The following is a 19,881-nucleotide window of genomic DNA, read 5'->3' as shown; positions in this document are numbered from 1 at the left end:
TTAGTTCCCGCATATGCATGCAACTAGCACGGTAGTGTTCAAATTTCTGTGTCATTTCTTTAAGCATACCAAAAATGAGATGATTTATGACCATGCCTACTTTTGATATCAATGCTGCAATTCAAGTACTACGTGAAGGTAAAGATCTGACTGGCAAAGATGGCATCTTACCCCCTTTGATTAAGCCTCTCACTGAATCGGCGTTGGTGGCAGAGCTGGATAATCACTTAGCTGCCACTGAAGGTGCAAATCGTAAAAACGGTAAAACCACTAAAACGAAGGCTGTTCATAATTCTGTGTCAGGTAATATTCACCGTGTCGTCGAGCGAATACCATAGCTTGCCTATGGACTCTGTACTTAAATAGCTAACTCCCAAACAAAAACATCGACCTAGGCCGATGTTTTTATATCGATTAAAGAATTCACTCGAGCGAGTTAGGCTTCTTTAAAGGTGCTCCAAATTGGCGCGTGATCTGAGGGTTTATCGATGCCGCGCAGATCGTAATCGACGTCGGATTCGACTAAACGCGCAGCCAGTGACGGCGTGGCCAAGATCACATCGATGCGTAGGCCGCGGTTATCATCGAAGCCTTTGCTGCGGTAATCGAACCATGAATAACGCTCGCTGCGGTCGGGGTGCAGTTGACGGAAGGTATCCACTAATCCCCAATCCTGCAGGGTTTTGAGCCATTCACGCTCTTCGGGTTGGAAGCTGCATTTACGGTGGGAAGTTGGACACCCAATCTTAATAGTGCGGTAGCTAACCTCCGACTATGCTTTGGTTAAGCATTAAACATGGAGGTTTGTATGCCCCGTCCTCGCCGAACTCAAATAAGTCTTGAAGACACTCCCTATTACCATTGCTGTAGTCGCGTAGTGCGGCGTGCTTTTTTATGTGGTGATGATGCCTATTCGGGTAAAAACTATGACCATCGCCGTGGTTGGGTAGAATCGCTACTGTTTGAACTTGAAGCTGTTTTTGCTATTGATATCGCGGCCTTTGCGGTGATGTCGAATCATCTGCATGTTGTGCTGCGAGTCGATATCGAGACGGCCAATCGTTGGACAGACCGCGAAGTGCTTGAGCAGTGGCATAAGTTGTTTAAAGGCGATGAATTAACGCAAAAATTCGTTAAAGGTGAGTTAGTTGAAGCGCATGAGGTGAGCAGATTAAAGCACTCAATTGCCCTTTATCGCAGCCGTTTGTGTGATATTTCATTGTTTATGCGCTGCCTAAATGAACCGATTGCAAGACAAGCAAATCAAGAAGATAACTGTACAGGCAGGTTCTGGGAAGGTAGATTCAAATCCCAAGCCTTACTGGATGAAGCCGCGGTATTAGCTTGTATGACTTACGTCGATTTGAATCCCATCAGAGCACAACTCGCTGATACACCAGAACAATCTGACCATACCAGTATTCAGCTACGTATTCGGGCCGCATTAAAAGGTGAGCAGCCGAGCAATCTCCTGCCTTTTATTGGTAATGAGTGCGACAACCAACCCAATAGCATTGCGTTTTCATTAATGGATTACCTTCAATTGGTCGATGATACTGGCCGAATTATTCTCAATGATAAACGTGGATACATCAGTGAAAGTAGTGCCAAGTTACTGAACAGATTAAATATTCCCCGTGACAATTGGCTCAAACTGACAACCGAATTTGGCAAGTTATTTCATGGCCCTGTGGGCACACTGCAAGCACTAACCGATTACTGCGAACACTTAGAAAAGCGACGACGGCATTTTGCTAAATGCTGCCAGCACTTTTACAGCAACTGACAACGGCTTATATCACTTCAAAAGTCCCATCCAGAACACATCCCAAGCACTATGTGCCCATTTACCTCGTCTGAAATGCCCCATTTTTTAAGGAATTAGCGTAATTTTTTGCCTTAGATGCTGTCCTAGCGTTTGTTGATTACTCTCATTCAAACCATTTGAGCCCGAGCAGGTTGTATGCAAGCTGAAAGTACATTATGTTGTTGATTTAAAATGGGTGGCCGGATTTATTCTATGGGATGACTTACCTCGTCTGAAATACACCATTTTTTAATGAATTAGCTCAATCTATTGCCTCAGATGCAGTCTCAACGACTTTTGATGACTCTCATTCAAATCATTTGAGCTAGAACTGGTTGCAGGCAAACGAAAAGTGCATTATGTTGTTGATTTACAATGGGTGGCCCGATTTATTTCTTTTAGATTAAAAGCTGATAAGTTCTTTGCAATACATGCATACTGGTCTAATGAGGAAAACGCGCATGCGCACTAATAAAATGTTAAGTAGACAAGGAAACTCAGAATGTATATCAAGTATTTCATCATCATTACCGTCTCTCTCTTAATGATGGGTTGCCAATCAACTCCAAAAGGTGGTGCCATCCCGATTAAGTCCGCAAAAGAAATAAAGCTAGATGTTTTGAACATCGAATGGAGCGATTTTAGTTTGGCTCCAGGCGATAGAAGAATCAAAGGTACAGGTTTTGTGGTCGCAAATTGGTCTGAGTCTTCTAATGATATTGGTCTATATTTTGGTGCTTTAGGCGTATTAGCATCTGATTTATTGAATGAAAAAAGCTTAGAAGGAAGCCTGGAAACTGAGCTAAAAGAAAATTTTGACTTGGCTAAAATACTGTTGGATTCGCTAAATTCACACCCTGAATTAACATCGGAAATAAAGTCCATTCACTTAAACGCTAATTTAAAAAATCAAGTAATAACACTTGAGCCATGGTGCATTATATTTTCCAATGAAACAGGTATAAATTTTGTCCCACAGCTTAAAGCCATATTAAGATCTGAGTCTGGAAAAGCAATTTGGGAAGGAAATTATGGACCAATAAGCACAAACAAACCATTTGCGCTAAAAAACTCAATGACGAGCGAAGATATAAGTTTATTAAAAGCCAGACTAAATAAAGTATACGGAGAAATTACAAACCAATTGACAGCCAATATCCAAGGTCAGACTCATTATGTTAGCGAAGACGAAAATAAAAAGCTTACCGAAGAGCTTATGATTAATTTGGATAGTCAGCTTAGTGAAAGTCTACTTAACAAGCAAATTAATAAGGACTAAAACATGCGGGCTTTCCCTACGCTCAAATTTAGCCCACATTTTTTAGCCTGTTATTTGAGCGTTAGCCCATAGAAATTTTCATCCGAAACTGACAAGTTAGAGTTAATAACCTAACTCATTTTTGTCCCTTTTCTTTTTACGTACATATCGCAAATGGGTAGTTAAAATTGGCATTGGGGCACCAGTGACCGTTGGCGACATGGATGTCGCCGTCGAGCCTATAGGGATATATTCACGGCGAGTCACTGGGGAAACAATGACAATAAACTCCATAAATAGATAAAAAGGTTAATCGCTTTTGTCCCAAAGCATGCTACGTATTTCTTTAAAGCAAACAGACTTCGCCGATGCTAAACAGGTGAGCCATGGCAATTAGCGAGACGACCGTCCGCCCCACATGGCCGCTCTTTGGCATCCACGCCATCGCGGCATTCGTGAATCCATTCATATCAGACGGGGCGGCCCTGCATCCACAGATGGACTTGAACAACATCCGTGTTTAACGGCCATTTCGCCATCGAATGTCGTGCAATGCAGGGACGCATGAGAACGACCATGGCTCTCGTTCATAAGCTTAGAAACCCTAGGTGTCTATTCACCGTGTCGTCGAGCGAATACCATAGCTTGCCTATGAAGCTTGCGCTTAACGTACTCACTCCAAACAAAAACATCGACCTAGGCCGATGTTTTTATATCGATTAAAGAATTCACTCGAGCGAGTTAGGCTTCTTTAAAGGTGCTCCAAATTGGCGCGTGATCTGAGGGTTTATCGATGCCGCGCAGATCGTAATCGACGTCGGATTCGACTAAACGCGCAGCCAGTGACGGCGTGGCCAAGATCACATCGATGCGTAGGCCGCGGTTATCATCGAAGCCTTTGCTGCGGTAATCGAACCATGAATAACGCTCGCTGCGGTCGGGGTGCAGTTGACGGAAGGTATCCACTAATCCCCAATCCTGCAGGGTTTTGAGCCATTCACGCTCTTCGGGTTGGAAGCTGCATTTACCGGTTTTTAGCCAACGCTTGCGGTTGACTTCACCGATGCCGATATCCAAATCGATGGGCGAAATATTGATGTCCCCAATAATGGCGATATCTTCATCGTTGCTATGATTAGCGTGCAAATGCGCCATTAAGTCCTGATAAAACTTACGCTTAGCAGGGTACTTAGTCGGATGGTCAATGCTTTCGCCCTGAGGGAAATAACCATTCAGCACAGTTAACGGACGGCCATTTGCCTGCGCAAAGGTGCCGATAATCATGCGGCGCTGGGCATCTTCTTCATCGGTTGCAAACCCCTTTTGCACCTTCAGTGGGGCGACTTTGGAGAGCATGGCTACGCCATAGTGCGCCTTGCCACCGTGGTAATGCACGTGATAGCCCATGGCCTCGACTTCGGCGAGCGGGAAGGCTTCATCATGCACTTTGGTTTCTTGCAGGCCGATAATGTCGGGCTGATGGCTGTCGATTAACGCTTGCAATTGATGCAGGCGAGAACGCAATCCATTGATATTGAAAGAAACGATTTTCATTAAGGCAGAACTCGTTTGAAGGGTTTTACCACAACGCTTTGATATACGCCCGCAGCGAAGTAAGGATCGGCATCAGCCCACGCCTGAGCTGTGGCTAACGAATCGAAATCCGCAACCACTAATGAGCCGCTAAAACCCGCATCACCAGGGTTTTCACTATCGATAGCGGGGTGTGGACCGGCAACGAGCAAGCGACCTTCATCGGCCAGTTCCTGTAAGCGTGCTAAATGCGCAGGGCGCGCCGCTAAACGTTTTTCTAAGCTGTTCTCAACATCTTGAGCTGAAATCATATACCACATTATTTGAGTTCCTTGCGTTGATCTTCGGGAAGATGTTTATAAAGGTAAAAGACGGTGATTACGGTATTAATCAGGGTTAAGGCGGTGAGGCCAAATACTTTAAAGTTCACCCAAGTTTCTAATGGCAGGCTAAAGGCGACATAGATATTGACTAGGCCACAGATGGCAAAAAAGCTTACCCAGTACCAGGTTACGTGTGCCCAAATATTATCGGCAACCTTCATCTCTTTACCCAACATCGACTTTAAAATTGACTTGTTGAGTAGTTGGCTCACGCCAAGGGCTAGGGCAAATAACGCATAAATAATAGTGACTTTCCACTTGATAAAGGCATCGTCATGGAACACTAAGGTGAGGGTGCCAAACACTGTCACCATAGCGAAGGTAATAAGGTGCATCTTCTCGAGTTTTTTGTATAGCGCGTAGGTCACGACTAATTGCAGTGCCGTAGCAGCGATTAACGCGCCACTGGCGATGTAAATATCGTAAAACTTATAGACGGCAAAAAAGATAACGAGGGGCAGAAAATCAAGCAGTTGTTTCATAAATAATCGGGTTTAGAAGACTTGAGCCTGAGTGTAGCATGGGGGGCGAGAGGGAAAAAGCCGTGAGAGGGCACCGATTGCGATCTGTGGCATGAAACCCGCGCAATCTTATGTGAACTCGCACGTTTGTTGCGCACCTGCTGTGTCGATATCGTTTAACCTTGGGCTGCCCGACGTGCTTGGGTGCGTGCAACTAATGGGCAATCACCGCATTGATGACTATTGGCTAATTGATTTCGCAAGCAGCAAACACGGCGAGTACACCCTGAACTTGGCTCGCAAGCGGGAGCAAGATTAATGCTGTTATAAAGTGGATTTACAGTGCCATCGGCAAAGGTATTTGTTTGAAAAAGTCGTTGCGTTAACTGATTAAACTGCTGCATAGGCAGGGCCATTTCACCCAAATACCAGTGAATAAGGTAGCCTAAATGGCTCCAATACAGTTTGGCGGGTGTTGGGCTTAAACCGGTTAATCGCTCAACGCTTGGCGCTAGATTAGTTTGAATAAATTGGATAATTCGCCGCTCTACCAGCCGTTCATCCTGTAATGGTGATTGGTTATTACAGGTTAATAAGCCGCGAGCTTGATTAAGCTGCTGTAACTTGTACTCAGATTTATTGGGTGTTGGGATTGGTCGATTCGTCCGATTAAGGGAAAACTCAATGTTTGCAACTCGACCTGAATCGTGGGGATGAATAAAAAATTGCTGGGGTAACAAATCAATTTCTTCAATAGATTTAGCCATCTGCATTGAGGTTGTCACTTGAACAATCCATTCAAGCATCGGCGGTACTAACAGTCCAAAATACCATTGTCCCCAAAGTGAGTGCAGGGCTTTGGAGCTGTGACTATGGCAAAGCAAGGTTTTAGCATTTGCTGTTTGCTGTGTGGCGGATATTTTCGCCGCGGTCAATGGTGGATAAGCCTTGGCAAAATTCAGTAATAGCTGCTGATACACGGCTGGTTGACTCCAAGTGTCAAAACTGAGTCCTTGGGGTTTGGTCGTGGCTACAAAATGCTGGGCATAAAAGGGGGCCTGCTGCGATAGTCGCTGATTAAATTGCTGTGCGACGTGGTTTAAATCCATTTGCTTTAAAGCTGATTGAGTCAAATGCGTTGTCGTTAAATGTGGTGTCGTTAAATGGATTGGTACTGATTTTACCGAGGTAATATTCGCCGAGAGGGTGATTTCAGCGGATTGGGTTTGGGTTGGAATCGCTTCTCCTTGGCGCGCCATAATGACTCCTTGCTGGTAGAGGGATGATAAATTGCGGTGAGCTTAGGTGGCTCACCGCCGTGTTGGGTTGACTTATCCTTTATGAGCAATGGTTTGTTCAAAAAGGTCGGTTAAAACGCTCAGTTAAAAGCACTGAGTTAAAAACGGTAGTCCAAATTCACACTCACGCTTCGCGGCGTACCATATTGAAACTGACTAAATTGCCCTACTTGGCTGTAGTAGGTTTTATCCAAGGCGTTGTGGACATTGGCGCTCAGTTTTAGCTGCTCGGTAAAGGCATAACTTGCCATGAGACTGGCCAATGCATAGGAGCCTTGATCCACTTCAACATTTACTGGTGTTGGTGGCGGAGTTTTGATTGTCATATAGACTCGGCTTTGCCAATTAACTCCAGCGCCGAGCTGTAACTTGTTCCAATCGCCGCTAAAGGTGTAAGTGGTAAAGAGTTTTAGCTGCTGGCGGGGGGAAGTAGTGTTGATGCGCTTGCCCTTAGGATCATCGGTGCTGAATTGGGTGTAGCCGAAGTAGATATTCCAGTCATCGGTGATTTTGCCTGTGGATTCAAACTCAAAGCCTTGGGTTTGGGTGCCGTTAACCTCTCGATACACTGGGATGGTGGTGCCTGGCAACACATCGCCAGTGCGTTCGCCAACATTGTCTTGGCGAATTTCAAATACCGACAACGACATATCTAAGCTTTCATCCATCAAGCTGGCCTTAATGCCCGCCTCGTAGTTTTTACCTTTGACGGGATCGATGTAACTGGCATCGATCCGCTGCAAGGTTTGTGGCGCAAAAATATCGGTATAACTGGCGTAAAGGGAGTATTGCTCGGTCAGCGCGTAGGTCAGGCCAAGATAGGTTGTGAGTTCATTGTCGACCTTAAAATCATACAAACTGCCAAAGTTATTTTGGTCGGTTTGCCACTGATTTAGACGAAGGCCGGCTAATACGGCCAAGGCATCGGTCAGATTAAGCTGCGTGGCCACATAGGCGGCGCTTTGCTCGGTTTCACCGAAGGAGCCCGTGGTGTGAGTCTCCTTCCACTGCGGTTTTGGATACTGGAAGTTGGGATCGCGAAAGTCCCCCAGAGGCGGCACTGCGGCCGTTGGATAATAGTACGGGTTGGCAAACTCTTGGCGCTGACCCGTCCAGCCAAAAGTGAGTTGATGTTCTCGGCCAAACAGGGCAAACATTCCCTGTGCCCGTAAGTCGAGGTTATGTTGGCTGCGGCTACCGTCAATATAGGCGATTGAGCCTGCGGTTGCGCCTATGTTCGTTACCGGATTTGGGTAGCCTGTAGCCCACAGCACGTTATATTTCAGCGAGTTATCGCCGTAACTGTAGGTGCCTTTTAGCTCCCAACCGTTTTCAAAACGATGTTCAAGGCTGGCGAAGGTATTAAGCCCTTGGGTATGCGCCGAGGCCCAATCGGGGGCGGTGGAAGTGGCGCGATCGTAATTTGTACGGCTGCCATCACTGTGGAACAGCGGCAGACCGCCGGACATAGTGGCTTCGGGCGTGGTGTCTTGATAATCCACTCCTAAGGCCAGCAGTGTGCTGTCGGTAATATCGGCTTCAACAATGCCATAGAGGGTGGTGCGTTGTTGCTGGTATCTGTCTTGGAAGGATTCTTTATCTTGATAGGCGGCGACAACACGGCCACGAATGCTGCTACTGTCAGTTAAGCCGCTGGATAAGTCGACCATGCCGCGCATATTGTTCCATGAGCCGACACTCACTGAGGTGTTGCCCATAAATTCTTGTGTCGGGCGTTTACGCACAAGGTTAATCGCAGCCGAAGGGTTACCTGCACCTGTCATTAACCCTGTGGCGCCACGGACAATTTCCACCCGCTCGTAGATGGCGGTATCGATAAGGTTATCGCCGTAGTTAAAACGGGTGTCATAGGTGGTGGGCACGCCATCGTAAAGAATGCTGGTGACTGCAATCCCGCGGGAGCTGATGCTGTATCTGTCGTTGTCCATTGGCCGGGCATTGATACCGGCCACGCTGGTCATGGCTTCAATTACGCTGTTTAACTGCTGATCTTGCATCATTTGGCGAGTGACCGAGGTGACGGATTGCGGCGTCTCTAAATAAGACAAATCTAGGCCCGTAGCCGTGTTCATCGCTGGGGTTTTGTAGCGCTTATCGTGGAGATCCTTAGCACCAACGACATTAATGATTTCAATGTCTTTGGTGGATTTCTTCTGGGTATCGCTGGCATCGGCATAAGCATAGGGCATGCTGAGTATGGCGGAGCAAAGAATAAGCTCTGGGCGTTTGATGGCAAGTTGGCAGTGCGCAGCGAGTCGGTTGAGGGGGAAGGTTTTCATAATAATGATCTTAAATTCCATTTTGGCGGTTTGATTGACTAGGTTGTTTTTGGGCACAGATGAGTGCCCAGAGTGGGCGCAAGACCCACTCAAGGTTAAAAATGCTTTAGGGTTTGGATTTAACTTCTTGATTAAAAATATTAAAGGCATGGCTTTGCCTGAAGGCTGCCAGCGGATTAACAATTTCGCCCGCAAAGCGCAGATTTTTTTCCCTGTCGGCAAGGTCAATCATCTGCTGGTTGTTATTGAGCTGAATGCGATTAAGGCAAGTGCGCACGAAGCTGTCTTTAAAGAGATCGTACTGTGCAAATTTGTTCGCCAAGTGCGGATGTTGCGTTTGATAGTCGCGTACATTGTCTGCCACAAGCTCCCAAAATAGCGCTTCGCTGACTTCGGTGTGCTTATCCAAAATGGGCGCTAAATAACGGAAAATACAGTCGAAAATATCGAGCAGGATATAGTTGAGCTTCATCTCCTCCTCAAGCTCGACCGCAAGGCGCTGCACTTCTTGCGGCAGAGGCTCGTTGCCGTTGAGTACAGCGACTTCTTCCCCGATATCCTTCATCAATATTTTGACCGGGATGCCGGCATCCAGCACTAAAATCAGGTTCTCACCATGGGGCATAAACACCAGATCGTAGGCGAAGAAGGCGTGCAGTAATGGCGATAAGTAGAGCTTGAGATAACGCGTAACCCACTCCTTGGCGCTTAAGCCCGAGTGCGCGATTAAGGCGGCAAGCAGGGCTTGCTCCTGATGATCGACGTGTAATAGCGCCGCCATGGTCATCAGGTTTTGCTGCGGCTCAATATGCGGCAGTGGGCTTTCGCGCCACAGCGCTGACAGCATTTTTTTATAGGCGCTATCTTGGGTGAGGGCTTCTTCGTAATACCTGTGGTGATAACCAATCGCGGCGATTTCTTTGAGGATCACAAAACCTTGCTCGGCAAAGTAATCATCACTTTCGATTAGGTTTGCTACCCAAGCGTTGATCTGCGGAGTGCAGCTCATATACAGCGGGGACAGGCCGCGCATAAAACCCATGTTTAAGATGGAAAGGGCTGTTTTGACGTAGCACTTTTGCGGCGCGCTTAAATTAAAGAAGGTGCGGATCGATTGTTGAACTTGATAGCAATCTTGGCTCTGGCCAAGATAAATAATGTCGCCGCGGGCGATTTCACCAGCAAAGGTGCGGGCAATTTTTTCGCGCCATTGCCACGGATGAACGGGCATAAAATAAAAGGCATCGCTTGTTTTCCCCTGTGCGATTAGTTGTTGCTGAAACTCGGAGAACTGTTCGCCAAGCTCCTGTTTTAGCAAGGTATCATGATCTAATCCTTCAAGGGCGGAGAAGGTAGTTTTGTCCTTAGAAACGGCAATCCACAGGAGTTTTAGCGCAGTGGCACTCTCGGGGGCAAATTGATAATAGTCCTGCATATCAAAACCAATGCGGCCATTGTTGGCAATAAACACCGGATGTCCTTCAGTCATGCCCGCCTCTAACGTCTGATAATCCGCAATAGCAAGTTTGGCGGCAGGGATAGCCTGATGGGACAACTTGTAGGCCTTGCTGTAGAGGGTGCTGGTGATTTCTTCAAGGTAAGTGGGCAACAGGGTTTCACTCATACCAAGCACATTTTTTAAGTTGATAATTAGCCTCATGGCATCGAGTGGTCTTTCAGTGCCCGCACTGGTGACTCGAATAGAATCCGCGGCGATTTCAAGGTGGTCGAGCTGATAATGGCGCGCGCTAAAGTAATACGTGCTGTCATTTAACCAGAGCTCATAGTGGTTTATCTTTGCGCCTTGGGCGTAAATCTGTGGGGTGATGATCTTCTCATGGGTAAATTCGCAGAGGATTTTCTTCACCAAATGGCGGTTAGCCGCCTGCCAATGCTGGGGCGTTAAATGGGCAGGCACATGGGGGTAAGAGGGTAAATCCTCAATATTCGGCAACTTGGTGTGGGCGAATGGTTTGAGTAATAAGGCGTTAGTGGCTAAGTTCATCGGTTCACCTACAAAGTGATAAGGTTGAAAGTGACTGGGTGACAGGGCGATTTTTACTCGGCAATTGGGGGGCTTGAGTTGCCGTCTGGCGGCTTTGGGCACTGCAAAAACCTAAAAACGCAGCTTTGGTACTGAGTTGGATGGCTTTTTGATAACGGATCCCAATCTGGCAATTTAAGCGGTGAATTTTGTGATTTTGCTGATCCGGCTCAACTACCAGTCGCGTAAACGCGAGTGTTTCAAGAACAAGTTGGGCGATAGCCGCCATCACTTTGCGGGATAAGCCATGAACGGGTTTGCCTTCAATCGGCGCAAGGATTAAATGCATACCGCAATCGAGCGGCTTAACCTGATAGTGCTGACCAATTTCGTCATGGGCTGGATCGTAGAGTTCTACCATAAACAATGGCTTTGCCTGCCATTCCCCAATCAGCACTACTTTGTGTTCCGAGGGCGCCATAGCGGCTGTAATAGTTGCTTGCGTCATCCCCTGCATGCCCCAAAACTTGGCATAGTCTTGGTTAAGCCATGACTGCAGCATAGGAATATCTTGCTCAAGGTTTAGGGGTTTAAATACAAACTCATTGATTACAATGTGTTTTGAGAGTGAATCTGCACAATGTCTGCTCCATTGGCTAGCCATTATTGAGCCTCCTTATTTGGGGCCATTAAGGCCGATACATTGCCGCCAGTGGGAGTTATCCGTAGTGCTGTTTGTGGCTTAATACTGGGTTGTTGCACGGACTTTGCTGATGGATTTAACTCCTGACGAGTCTTAGAAGGCGCAATCTCTGAGTGAGTGTTGCTCTCAAGCGGTTGCCTTTTCGCGTCGGCGATATTGCAGGGGGCGAAGGTTTGGAAGGCGATTCGTGTTTCAATCGGATAGGGCGCGTAACCCAAAACCGCTTGCAGAATCGTCGCGTTGCGATAGCAGCCCATTCCGAGATCCGGCGAGCTAATGCCGTGGGTATGCAGCCCTGCATTTTGAATAAAAATATCGCCTCTGACATCGATACCATAGTCACGCTGAATGGCGAGTTGGCCGTGATCATCAAATTCGATTTGTGATTTAATTCCTTGAATAAAATCAGGTAAACGGTATTGATAGCCAGTGCCTAAGACGACGGCGCCCGTCTGTTGCTCGAGGGCATATTCCTGCTCAAGGTGCTTAAATTGCAGCTTGAGTTTGTCGCCCGAGGTGTCGATTGCGGTCAGAGCGACATTGGTCAGTAGTTGGCATTGGATGTTACTGATTAGGCGCTTTTGGTACAGAAGATCATAAATATCGTTGATTAATTCGGCATTGATCCCCTTGTAGAGGGACTTTTGCTCCGCGATTAAGCGATGGCGTTTTTCCGACGACAATTCGTGGAAATAATCCACATAATCCGGCGAGGTCATCTCTAGGGTGAGTTTAGTGTATTCCAGTGGATAAAAGCGTGGCGAACGGGTCATCCAATTTAGTTGATAATCATAAATATCAATATCTTGTAGAAGGTCGTAAAAGATTTCCGCTGCACTTTGACCACTACCGATCACTGTGATGGCACTTTGGCTTTGTAGGTAGGTTTTTTGCTGCATATAACTGGCGCTATGCATAACCCGAGGGTCTTGAATTGGGCAATTATCGGGTAGATAGGGCGTTGTGCCTGTTCCTAATACCAATTTGCGGCATAGATAGGTCAGGGATTTACCACTGCGTCTATCAATAGCGGTGACAGCGTAAATCTCTTCGCCGGCGTTGTAATTCACCTGAGTGACTTTAACACCAAAGTTAAGATTGCTGAGCTGCTTACTAACCCATTGACAATATTGATTATATTCATGCCTTGGGAGAAAAAAGTTTTCACGGATATAAAAGGAATAGAGTCTGCCTGTTTGTTTGGCAAAGTTAAGATAACTAAAACGACTTGTCGGATCGGCCATAGTGACCAAATCGGACATAAAAGGTGTTTGTAATCGAGAGGAGTTGATCAGCATTCCGGGGTGCCAATCAAACTCGGTTTTTGCATCTAAAAACAAACAGCTTAAGTCATTAATAGGTTCACACAGTGCCGCCAGTCCTAGATTAAATGGGCCTATGCCAATGCCGAGTAGATCGTAAATCGTACGATCAGTTTCCTTTTTTGGGGTAGTCACTTACGCCTCCTTAAATTCCTGCTAAAACGGTTGCAGCCACCATTGACTGTTTGGCTTGCAGATGAGTGGATCGCTCTACAGATGCCATGTAAGTCATTCCATTGTGTTGCTAAATAGAGATTTTTCCGTCTTATTTGCTGTTACAGGTTCACTACAACGACGAATAAATTAGCATCTTAAAAATTACAAATGCAAATCATTCTCATTTGTGGGTTGTCGGATGAGTCGTACTTTTGACTGGTAAATAAGGAACTGAAATACGGTTTTCGGTGAGTTGATAAATTGGGAAGAAGGAAGGTTTAATAGGTGTCTAAAAGTATTGTTATAAATATTATCTATTTAAAACATGCTGTTAAGTTATCATGCGGTTGGTGATTTCTTTGCCTTAATCGCTTTTGATTGCTTTGGTGTGAACAACGAAAGTGTGAATAACTGCCGAGTGTAAATCGACTGTAAATCTGAATTGCTCTGCCAAAGAACACTGCGAGTCAGCGATAAAAGAGTGGCTCAGCAAACGCAAAAGCCATCTTAAAAATGGCTTTTTGTAGAGTCAAAAGAAGGGAAGATTGTTTGAGTTTAAGGTAATTGTACAAAAGCCGCGGTCAGTTTACGCACTAGGGGTAATACCATCAACAGAGTGGGGAATGCCACCACCCAAGAGATAAACCATGCGCTCAACCAGAGCTCAACAAATTGTGCTGATGCGCCGACACCGTTAAAAGTACTGATCCCAGAAACGATACAACTCATTAAAATAGAAAGAAAAAATGGCATCACAACTGTGGCGTATTTTGCGGGTAACTTTGGTGTACCAAAAATAGTGCGGCTTTTATTCGTTGGTACAGAGTGTGAGCTGGACATGGGAACCTCAACAGGGTGTGATTTCGGCGAAAGAGCTTGCAGATTAGTACTTAAGATTTACATATATTCATGTAAACCAAAGCGCAATCCGTTCGCCATTTTAGGGGCAAAACATGGTAAAAGCTATGCTGATACTGGTCGTTTTGCGTTGGGCTATTAAGGAGTTCGAATGGTTTTATAGCCTATGCTTGCCAATTGGTTGCCCATAACTCCCCGGTAACGTTCACCCAATGACCGCGAGAAATCGGTGAAGTACCTAGCTCATTATCAAAGGGCAAGGTAAAACTTGAGCGCAGTAAGTAAACCGTATCATCGGGTGTTTGGGTGATTTCTACAATTTGTCCTGATGCTTCAAAGTGACAATTATGTTTGGGAAATTGCAGACTTTGGCGATGTTCAATAATGTCAGTTTGCAAATTTGCCTTGGCTAAACGGCCAAACAGTTCAACCGTTACCCATTGATTAATGGGGAAACGTTGCTTAGCTTGTTGATCATTACCCTGATAGTAAAACCAAACAGGTGCGCCATTGTCACATTGTGCGGCGACTTCACCTTGAAAACCACAGCCCCAAGGGCTGACGTCGAGAATATAGATTCTATACTGCATAAAAAGTCCATTTTCCATAACAAAACGTAATATTTCCAGTGTTAGAGTAACACTGCCAAGCTTAAATATGACACTTGCTCATGATTATAAGCTACCGCTTTGGCAGTTTTACTAAGCTCAAGGTTTCAAGTTGCAATGGTTTTATGCTGTATTGTGGGCTCAAGCAGAAAGGTGAGTTGTCTTCATTGTTAATGTTGTGCTCGAGTTTGCCTGAGCGAACAACATCCAATCTCCAAACGTCAATGCATACTTCTTTGTGGCACAAGCACATGGGTAAATTTTGTAAATCGACTGTTCACACTGGGCGGCAAAACATCAAAATCCGATATTTGGTAAATGACATTAATTGTCATTTGAGAGCGCATAAAAACCATATAGTGAAAATCCCTGAGCAGAATGAAGTGGAGATGCGACTCGCAATCCTAACAGTAACATACTGATTTAACATCATCTGTGCACAACATGCGCCGTTATTAAGAACTCAATATTTGTCTAATAGGAAGCCATATCCAGTGCAGCACTTTTTATCCTTATTTATTTTATTTTTGGCAAGTATGACATCGACTTCACTCACGGCAGTGGAATATCAAAGCAAACGATTGGAGTCTAGGCTGCTCAAGGAGACCCGGGAGTATGTGATTGCGCTTCCTGAGGGATATGCACAATCGCATGAGGCGTATCCAGTTGTTTATCTCCTTGATGGTGAAGAGCAATTTGACCATATGGCTAGCTTGCTAGAGTTTTTAAGCCACGGCACCATGCCACAAATTCCCAAGGTGATTATCGTTGGGATCCATAATACTAATCGGATGCGGGATTACACGCCGACCCATACTCTGGTGTTACCGAGCGGCAAAAAAGGCAATCTTCAATATCAGCATACGGGTGGCGCGGGGCGTTTTTTAGACTTTATTGAGCAGGAATTAGCGCCTAGCATTGAGAGTCAGTTGCGCACAAATGGTATCAATGTGTTAGTTGGTCACTCCTTTGGCGGTTTAGTGGCCATGGAAGCCCTACGTACTGACAGGTCGCTTTTTTCAGCCTATCTCGCCCTCGATACTAGCCTGTGGTTCGATAGTCCCCATTATCTGACGTTATTGGAAGAGCGAGTTGTAAAAGGGGATTTTAAGCAGAAACAACTCTTTATGGCGATAGCGAATAATCCCTTGTCACCGGGATTTGGTGTGTCTTCTTACCATAAGGATTTAAATTTGGCATTCGCCGATAAGCTAACAAAGCTTGCCCCCAAAGGACTGGGTTTTATGGCCAAGTATTATCCCGAGGAGACGCATCAGAGCGTGAGTCACATTGGCTTGTACGACGGGATCCGTCATCTGTTCAAAGACTTTGCCATTGATATTTATTCTGACACTTTCAGTAAACAACAAGTTATCGACCAGTATGGAGTATTGTCAGAACGTTTTGGGCGTAAAGTCACCCCGTCTCAGCAATATCTCGAGCAACTGATCCAATATAGCGATAGACAACAGCTAACCGAGCGCAAGCAAATGCTTGAGGGGTTACGCCAACACTTTGCCAAGGATTAAGCTGTTTTATAAACATGAGCACTGGCGCTCAAGAGGCCTGTGCTCATGGGGTAAACAGATTGTTGTTATCGACTAAGTTGTTATTATCGACTAAGTTGTTGTTATCGATTAGGTTGCCGCTTTCATGTCGCGGGTAAATTCGCCTAATGCTGCGAGCAGTTTCACTTCATCCTGTTGATGAGTTTCGATAATTTTCACCACCGCTGAGCCAGAGATTGCACCTGCAGCGCCTGCTTTGATGGCGGCGCTCACTTGAGCAGGTTCGGCAATCCCAAAACCTAATAGCGGCGGCGGGGCATTAAACTCTTGTAATTTGGCTAATATCTCTTCGACAGGCGTACCAGCTTTAGTGTCGGTACCCGTTACGCCAGCGCGCGACAGCAAATAAGTATAACCTTCACCACTTTGGCTGACCTTCGCAAGGGTGTCGCTGTCGACATTGGGCGGCGCAATAAAAATGGGCGCAATGCCATGGGCTTTGGCTGCTTGGATAAAAGGCGTGGCTTCTTCTACTGGCACATCGGCAATTAACACTGAATCCACGCCCGCTTGCTGCGCTTTGGCATAAAAAGCATCGATACCATTGGCAAATACGAGGTTTGCATATAGCAATAACCCAATCGGCAACTCTGGGTATTTAGCGCGAATTTGCGCTAATAGGCTGAAGCACTGCGTGGGCGTTGTACCCGCGGCTAAGGCTCTGAGGTTTGCGCCTTGGATCACGGGACCATCGGCGAGCGGATCGGAGAAAGGAAAGCCCAGCTCCAGCGCATCGGCACCGTTTTGCACTAGGGTGTCGATAATCTTAAGTGACAGCTCAGGACTAGGATCGCCTAAGGTGACAAAGGGCACAAAGGCGCCACGGCCTTCGGCTTTTAAACGGCTAAACGCTACTTGATAACGGCTGGCATGATGAGGGATAGTTTGGTTAGAAATGCTGTTCATCTTAGTTATTCCTCTTTACCGTTTAAAATGTCTGACACAGTGAAAATATCCTTATCGCCTCGGCCTGAGAGGTTGACAACCAAAATGGTTTCTTTAGTGCACTCTTTCGCCAGACGCAGTGCATAGGCGAGGGCGTGGGCCGATTCGAGCGCCGGAATAATCCCTTCACAGCGCGCGAGCAGTTGGAAGGCTTCTAGGGCTTCATCGTCTGTGGCCGATTCATAGCGGGCACGGCCGATGGCGTTCAAATGGGCGTGTTGCGGGCCAACGGATGGGAAGTCAAGGCCTGCCGAAATTGAGTAAGATTCTTCGATTTGGCCCTCGCGGTCCTGCATGAGTGGTGCTTTCATGCCAAAGAAAATCCCCGTTTTACCGTGCTTTAACGGCGCGCCATGCATATGGGTATCAATACCTTTACCCGCAGGCTCGACGCCAATCAGCTCGACATTGGTTTCATCTATAAAGTCGGCAAACATACCAATGGCATTAGAGCCACCGCCGACACAGGCGATCACCGCATCGGGCAGGCGACCTTCGCGCTCAAGTATTTGTTTTTTGGTTTCTTCACCAATAATACGTTGGAATTCACGTACGATGGTCGGGAACGGATGTGGTCCTGCTGCAGTACCTAAAAGGTAGTGAGCCTTTTCATAGCTACCTGACCAGTCGCGCATCGCCTCGTTGCAGGCATCTTTTAAGGTGGCAGAACCCGAAGTCACAGGGATAACCTCCGCGCCCATCAGCCGCATTCTAAATACGTTGGGAGATTGGCGGGCCACGTCTTTCGCGCCCATATACACTTTACATTTTAACCCGAGCAGTGCACAGGCCAGAGCCGTGGCAACACCGTGTTGGCCCGCGCCGGTTTCGGCAATAATTTCCTTTTTACCCATACGCTTAGCTAATAATGCTTGGCCCAATACCTGGTTGGTTTTATGGGCACCGCCATGGAGTAAATCTTCCCGCTTAAGGTAGATTTTCACCATAGGGTTAGGGCTTAAATTGCGGGTTAAGGTGAGTGCAGTAGGGCGACCCGCGTAGTTTTTTAGTAAGTCAGTAAACTCGGCTTGGAAGGACTCATCGGTTTGCGCTTCAACAAAGGCACTTTCGAGTTGCTTGAGGGCTGGGACTAAAATCTGTGGTACATACATACCACCGTATTCGCCGAAATAAGGGTTAAGCTTTAACTGTGACATACCTTGTTCCTTATCCTATTCATTTATTTCGATAGCGTTGGTTATTAACGGCTATCGATGTATCAATCTTTTCTGCTTAATGGGTGCTAAACATCGCTTAAATGCGCTTTAGTCGGATCAGAGCCTTAATTGGGCAAAGGCTGTTTGGATCTGTTCTGCAGATTTAACGCCGGGGGCGGTTTCGAGGCCAGAATTAAAATCTAAACCGTAAAATCCTTGGGCATTGGCGTTGGCGGCATTGCTGGCATTAAGACCGCCAGCCAGTAAGGCTTTTGCTTTATGGGCAAGAGGTAAGTGCCAATTAAAGGGCTGCCCCGTGCCACCAAAACCTGCATTATTTTTACTATCAAACAGATAACGCTGTACTCCTTTGGGCATGGCACCGAGTTCGCCGCTGTTGGCGTCAACACTGACCGCTTTCCAAATGTGAGTCTTAAGTCCAGCTTGTTGTAACAATTGAGCAAGTTCACTGATTTCTAACTCGGTTTCACTGCCATGCAGTTGCACGGCGGCTAAATCACATGCTTTGGCGATACTTGCGATCAGCTCTGGCTCGCTGTTAACAAACACCCCGACAAATTCAATGGCGGGCAATTTGGCTGCGCGGTATTGCTGTACAAGGTTTCTGGCTGCTTCTTGGCTTACCGCTCGTGGCGATTTTTCAGCAAAGATGAGCCCAGCAAAAACAGCGCCCGCATTGGCCGCCGCTTCAATATCCTCAAGGCGGGTGAGGCCGCAGACTTTATTGTGACCGAAGATCAATTTACGACAGGCTAAATCAATATCTTCTTCGGCCATAATCGAGCTGCCGACCAAGAAGCCATCGACCAGTGGACTTAAGCGGCGCACTTGGTCATTGGTGTAAATCCCTGATTCGCTGATCACCACGCGATCACTGCCAATATGGGGCGCTAAGGCCTCTGTGGTGGCAAGATCAGTACTTAAATCCCGTAAGTTACGGTTATTTATGCCAATAATAGGTGCATTTAAGGCGATAGCGCGCTTAAGTTCTTCCTCATTGCTGACTTCGGTTAATACATCGAGTTGATATTTGGCCGCTTCACTGGCAAGTTGCTGATATCGCTTATCATCGAGCACTGAGAGCATTAACAGAATCGCATCGGCGCCCTGATGGGCCGCTAATTTGATTTGATACTCATCAACAAAAAAGTCTTTACACAGAATCGGTTGGCTCACTTTTGCCCGCACTTTAGGGATATAGTCCATATCACCTTGGAAAAATTGCTCATCGGTTAATACCGAGATCCCCGCAGCATACTTGGTATAAATCGAGGCGATGGCTTCGACATCAAAGTCTTTACGGATTAAGCCTTTGGAGGGACTGGCTTTTTTGCACTCTAAAATATAGCCAGCCTTAGTGGCTTTTAACGCGGCAAATAGACTACGGTCCGAGATCTTGGGGGTTAAGCTGTCTTCAGGAAAGCGCAACTTAAGGGCGGCGATATGGGCGGCCTTGGTATCGACGATACGGGTTAAAACGTTGGCTTTTGTAGTGCTGGTTTGCATGCTACCCCTTACA

Annotated in this window: 16 protein-coding genes and 2 pseudogenes; 4 read left to right on the top strand and 14 right to left on the bottom strand. The window is 46.5% G+C overall.

What is annotated here, in order from left to right:
* Window positions 1-86: 86 nt before the first annotated feature.
* Window positions 87-278: pseudogene (locus tag H9J30_RS00520) on the top strand (IS256 family transposase); the annotation flags it as partial.
* A 158-nt stretch (window positions 279-436) separates the two neighbouring features.
* Here H9J30_RS00520 and H9J30_RS00515 read toward each other — a convergent pair.
* Window positions 437-751, bottom strand: a pseudogene (locus H9J30_RS00515) (exodeoxyribonuclease III); the annotation flags it as partial.
* 57 nt (window positions 752-808) lie between these two features.
* Between H9J30_RS00515 and H9J30_RS00510 the strand changes: the two are divergent.
* Both H9J30_RS00510 and H9J30_RS00505 read left to right on the top strand, forming a co-directional pair.
* Window positions 809-1,786 (top strand): transposase, encoded by a 978-nt coding sequence (locus H9J30_RS00510; protein ID WP_240129230.1) that lies wholly within the window; start codon window positions 809-811, stop codon window positions 1,784-1,786.
* A gap of 523 nt (window positions 1,787-2,309) precedes the next feature.
* Entirely contained in the window at window positions 2,310-3,086 is a 777-nt protein-coding gene (locus H9J30_RS00505) for a hypothetical protein (RefSeq protein ID WP_240129229.1), read from the top strand.
* 720 nt (window positions 3,087-3,806) lie between these two features.
* Here H9J30_RS00505 and xthA read toward each other — a convergent pair.
* The 10 genes from xthA to H9J30_RS00455 form a co-directional block, all read right to left on the bottom strand.
* Entirely contained in the window at window positions 3,807-4,619 is an 813-nt protein-coding gene (gene xthA, locus H9J30_RS00500; RefSeq protein WP_099458346.1) for an exodeoxyribonuclease III, read from the bottom strand.
* Complete coding sequence (locus H9J30_RS00495; protein ID WP_011072939.1) at window positions 4,619-4,918, bottom strand: YciI family protein; 300 nt, start codon at window positions 4,916-4,918, stop codon at window positions 4,619-4,621. The genes xthA and H9J30_RS00495 overlap by 1 nt, the downstream gene beginning before the upstream one ends.
* Window positions 4,918-5,463, bottom strand: coding sequence for a septation protein A (locus tag H9J30_RS00490; RefSeq protein ID WP_240129228.1), 546 nt, complete (start codon window positions 5,461-5,463; stop codon window positions 4,918-4,920). Before H9J30_RS00490 ends, H9J30_RS00495 begins: the two co-directional genes overlap by 1 nt.
* Before the next feature lie 155 nt (window positions 5,464-5,618).
* Complete coding sequence (gene fhuF, locus H9J30_RS00485) at window positions 5,619-6,701, bottom strand: siderophore-iron reductase FhuF (protein WP_240129227.1); 1,083 nt, start codon at window positions 6,699-6,701, stop codon at window positions 5,619-5,621.
* A gap of 137 nt (window positions 6,702-6,838) precedes the next feature.
* Window positions 6,839-9,061 carry a TonB-dependent siderophore receptor gene (locus H9J30_RS00480; protein ID WP_240130034.1) on the bottom strand — a complete coding sequence of 741 codons (2,223 nt, stop codon included), beginning with the start codon at window positions 9,059-9,061 and terminating at the stop codon, window positions 6,839-6,841.
* An 85-nt stretch (window positions 9,062-9,146) separates the two neighbouring features.
* A complete protein-coding gene (locus tag H9J30_RS00475; RefSeq protein ID WP_240129226.1) occupies window positions 9,147-11,045 on the bottom strand; it encodes an IucA/IucC family protein in 1,899 nt (632 codons plus the stop codon).
* Between the two features lie 4 nt (window positions 11,046-11,049).
* Entirely contained in the window at window positions 11,050-11,688 is a 639-nt protein-coding gene (locus H9J30_RS00470) for a GNAT family N-acetyltransferase (RefSeq protein ID WP_240129225.1), read from the bottom strand.
* Window positions 11,688-13,184, bottom strand: coding sequence for a putrescine N-hydroxylase (pubA, locus tag H9J30_RS00465; RefSeq protein ID WP_240129224.1), 1,497 nt, complete (start codon window positions 13,182-13,184; stop codon window positions 11,688-11,690). The genes H9J30_RS00470 and pubA overlap by 1 nt, the downstream gene beginning before the upstream one ends.
* Before the next feature lie 576 nt (window positions 13,185-13,760).
* Window positions 13,761-14,045: a DUF2798 domain-containing protein gene (locus tag H9J30_RS00460; protein WP_240129223.1), complete on the bottom strand. Its 285-nt coding sequence runs from the start codon at window positions 14,043-14,045 to the stop codon at window positions 13,761-13,763.
* A 182-nt stretch (window positions 14,046-14,227) separates the two neighbouring features.
* On the bottom strand, window positions 14,228-14,653 hold the full coding sequence (locus H9J30_RS00455) for a glycerate kinase (protein ID WP_240129222.1): 426 nt from the start codon (window positions 14,651-14,653) through the stop codon (window positions 14,228-14,230).
* 554 nt (window positions 14,654-15,207) lie between these two features.
* Here H9J30_RS00455 and H9J30_RS00450 point away from each other — a divergent pair.
* Window positions 15,208-16,200 (top strand): alpha/beta hydrolase, encoded by a 993-nt coding sequence (locus tag H9J30_RS00450; RefSeq protein ID WP_240129221.1) that lies wholly within the window; start codon window positions 15,208-15,210, stop codon window positions 16,198-16,200.
* Between the two features lie 108 nt (window positions 16,201-16,308).
* Here H9J30_RS00450 and trpA read toward each other — a convergent pair whose 3' ends face one another.
* The 3 genes from trpA to trpCF form a co-directional block, all read right to left on the bottom strand.
* A complete protein-coding gene (gene trpA, locus H9J30_RS00445; RefSeq protein WP_240129220.1) occupies window positions 16,309-17,145 on the bottom strand; it encodes a tryptophan synthase subunit alpha in 837 nt (278 codons plus the stop codon).
* 5 nt (window positions 17,146-17,150) lie between these two features.
* Window positions 17,151-18,341, bottom strand: a complete 1,191-nt coding sequence (trpB, locus tag H9J30_RS00440; protein ID WP_240129219.1) for a tryptophan synthase subunit beta — start codon at window positions 18,339-18,341, stop codon at window positions 17,151-17,153.
* 117 nt (window positions 18,342-18,458) lie between these two features.
* Complete coding sequence (gene trpCF / locus H9J30_RS00435) at window positions 18,459-19,868, bottom strand: bifunctional indole-3-glycerol-phosphate synthase TrpC/phosphoribosylanthranilate isomerase TrpF (protein WP_240130033.1); 1,410 nt, start codon at window positions 19,866-19,868, stop codon at window positions 18,459-18,461.
* Window positions 19,869-19,881 lie beyond the last annotated feature (13 nt).

This window comes from Shewanella cutis (assembly GCF_022410515.1).
GTDB classification, from domain to species: Bacteria; Pseudomonadota; Gammaproteobacteria; order Enterobacterales; family Shewanellaceae; genus Shewanella; species Shewanella cutis.
This window is presented reverse-complemented; position numbering and strand designations above follow the sequence as displayed.

Bases quoted from the DNA above. Each gene is read 5' to 3' on its own strand.
- fhuF (WP_240129227.1), bottom strand. From the start codon at position 6,701: ATGGCGCGCCAAGGAGAAGCGATTCCAACCCAAACCCAATCCGCTGAA.
- H9J30_RS00450 (WP_240129221.1), top strand. From the start codon at position 15,208: ATGACATCGACTTCACTCACGGCAGTGGAATATCAAAGCAAACGATTG.
- H9J30_RS00470 (WP_240129225.1), bottom strand. From the start codon at position 11,688: ATGGCTAGCCAATGGAGCAGACATTGTGCAGATTCACTCTCAAAACAC.
- trpA (WP_240129220.1), bottom strand. From the start codon at position 17,145: ATGAACAGCATTTCTAACCAAACTATCCCTCATCATGCCAGCCGTTAT.
- H9J30_RS00475 (WP_240129226.1), bottom strand. From the start codon at position 11,045: ATGAACTTAGCCACTAACGCCTTATTACTCAAACCATTCGCCCACACC.
- trpCF (WP_240130033.1), bottom strand. From the start codon at position 19,868: ATGCAAACCAGCACTACAAAAGCCAACGTTTTAACCCGTATCGTCGAT.
- H9J30_RS00455 (WP_240129222.1), bottom strand. From the start codon at position 14,653: ATGCAGTATAGAATCTATATTCTCGACGTCAGCCCTTGGGGCTGTGGT.
- H9J30_RS00490 (WP_240129228.1), bottom strand. From the start codon at position 5,463: ATGAAACAACTGCTTGATTTTCTGCCCCTCGTTATCTTTTTTGCCGTC.
- xthA (WP_099458346.1), bottom strand. From the start codon at position 4,619: ATGAAAATCGTTTCTTTCAATATCAATGGATTGCGTTCTCGCCTGCAT.
- H9J30_RS00480 (WP_240130034.1), bottom strand. From the start codon at position 9,061: ATGGAATTTAAGATCATTATTATGAAAACCTTCCCCCTCAACCGACTC.
- trpB (WP_240129219.1), bottom strand. From the start codon at position 18,341: ATGTCACAGTTAAAGCTTAACCCTTATTTCGGCGAATACGGTGGTATG.
- H9J30_RS00460 (WP_240129223.1), bottom strand. From the start codon at position 14,045: ATGTCCAGCTCACACTCTGTACCAACGAATAAAAGCCGCACTATTTTT.
- H9J30_RS00510 (WP_240129230.1), top strand. From the start codon at position 809: ATGCCCCGTCCTCGCCGAACTCAAATAAGTCTTGAAGACACTCCCTAT.
- H9J30_RS00495 (WP_011072939.1), bottom strand. From the start codon at position 4,918: ATGTGGTATATGATTTCAGCTCAAGATGTTGAGAACAGCTTAGAAAAA.
- H9J30_RS00505 (WP_240129229.1), top strand. From the start codon at position 2,310: ATGTATATCAAGTATTTCATCATCATTACCGTCTCTCTCTTAATGATG.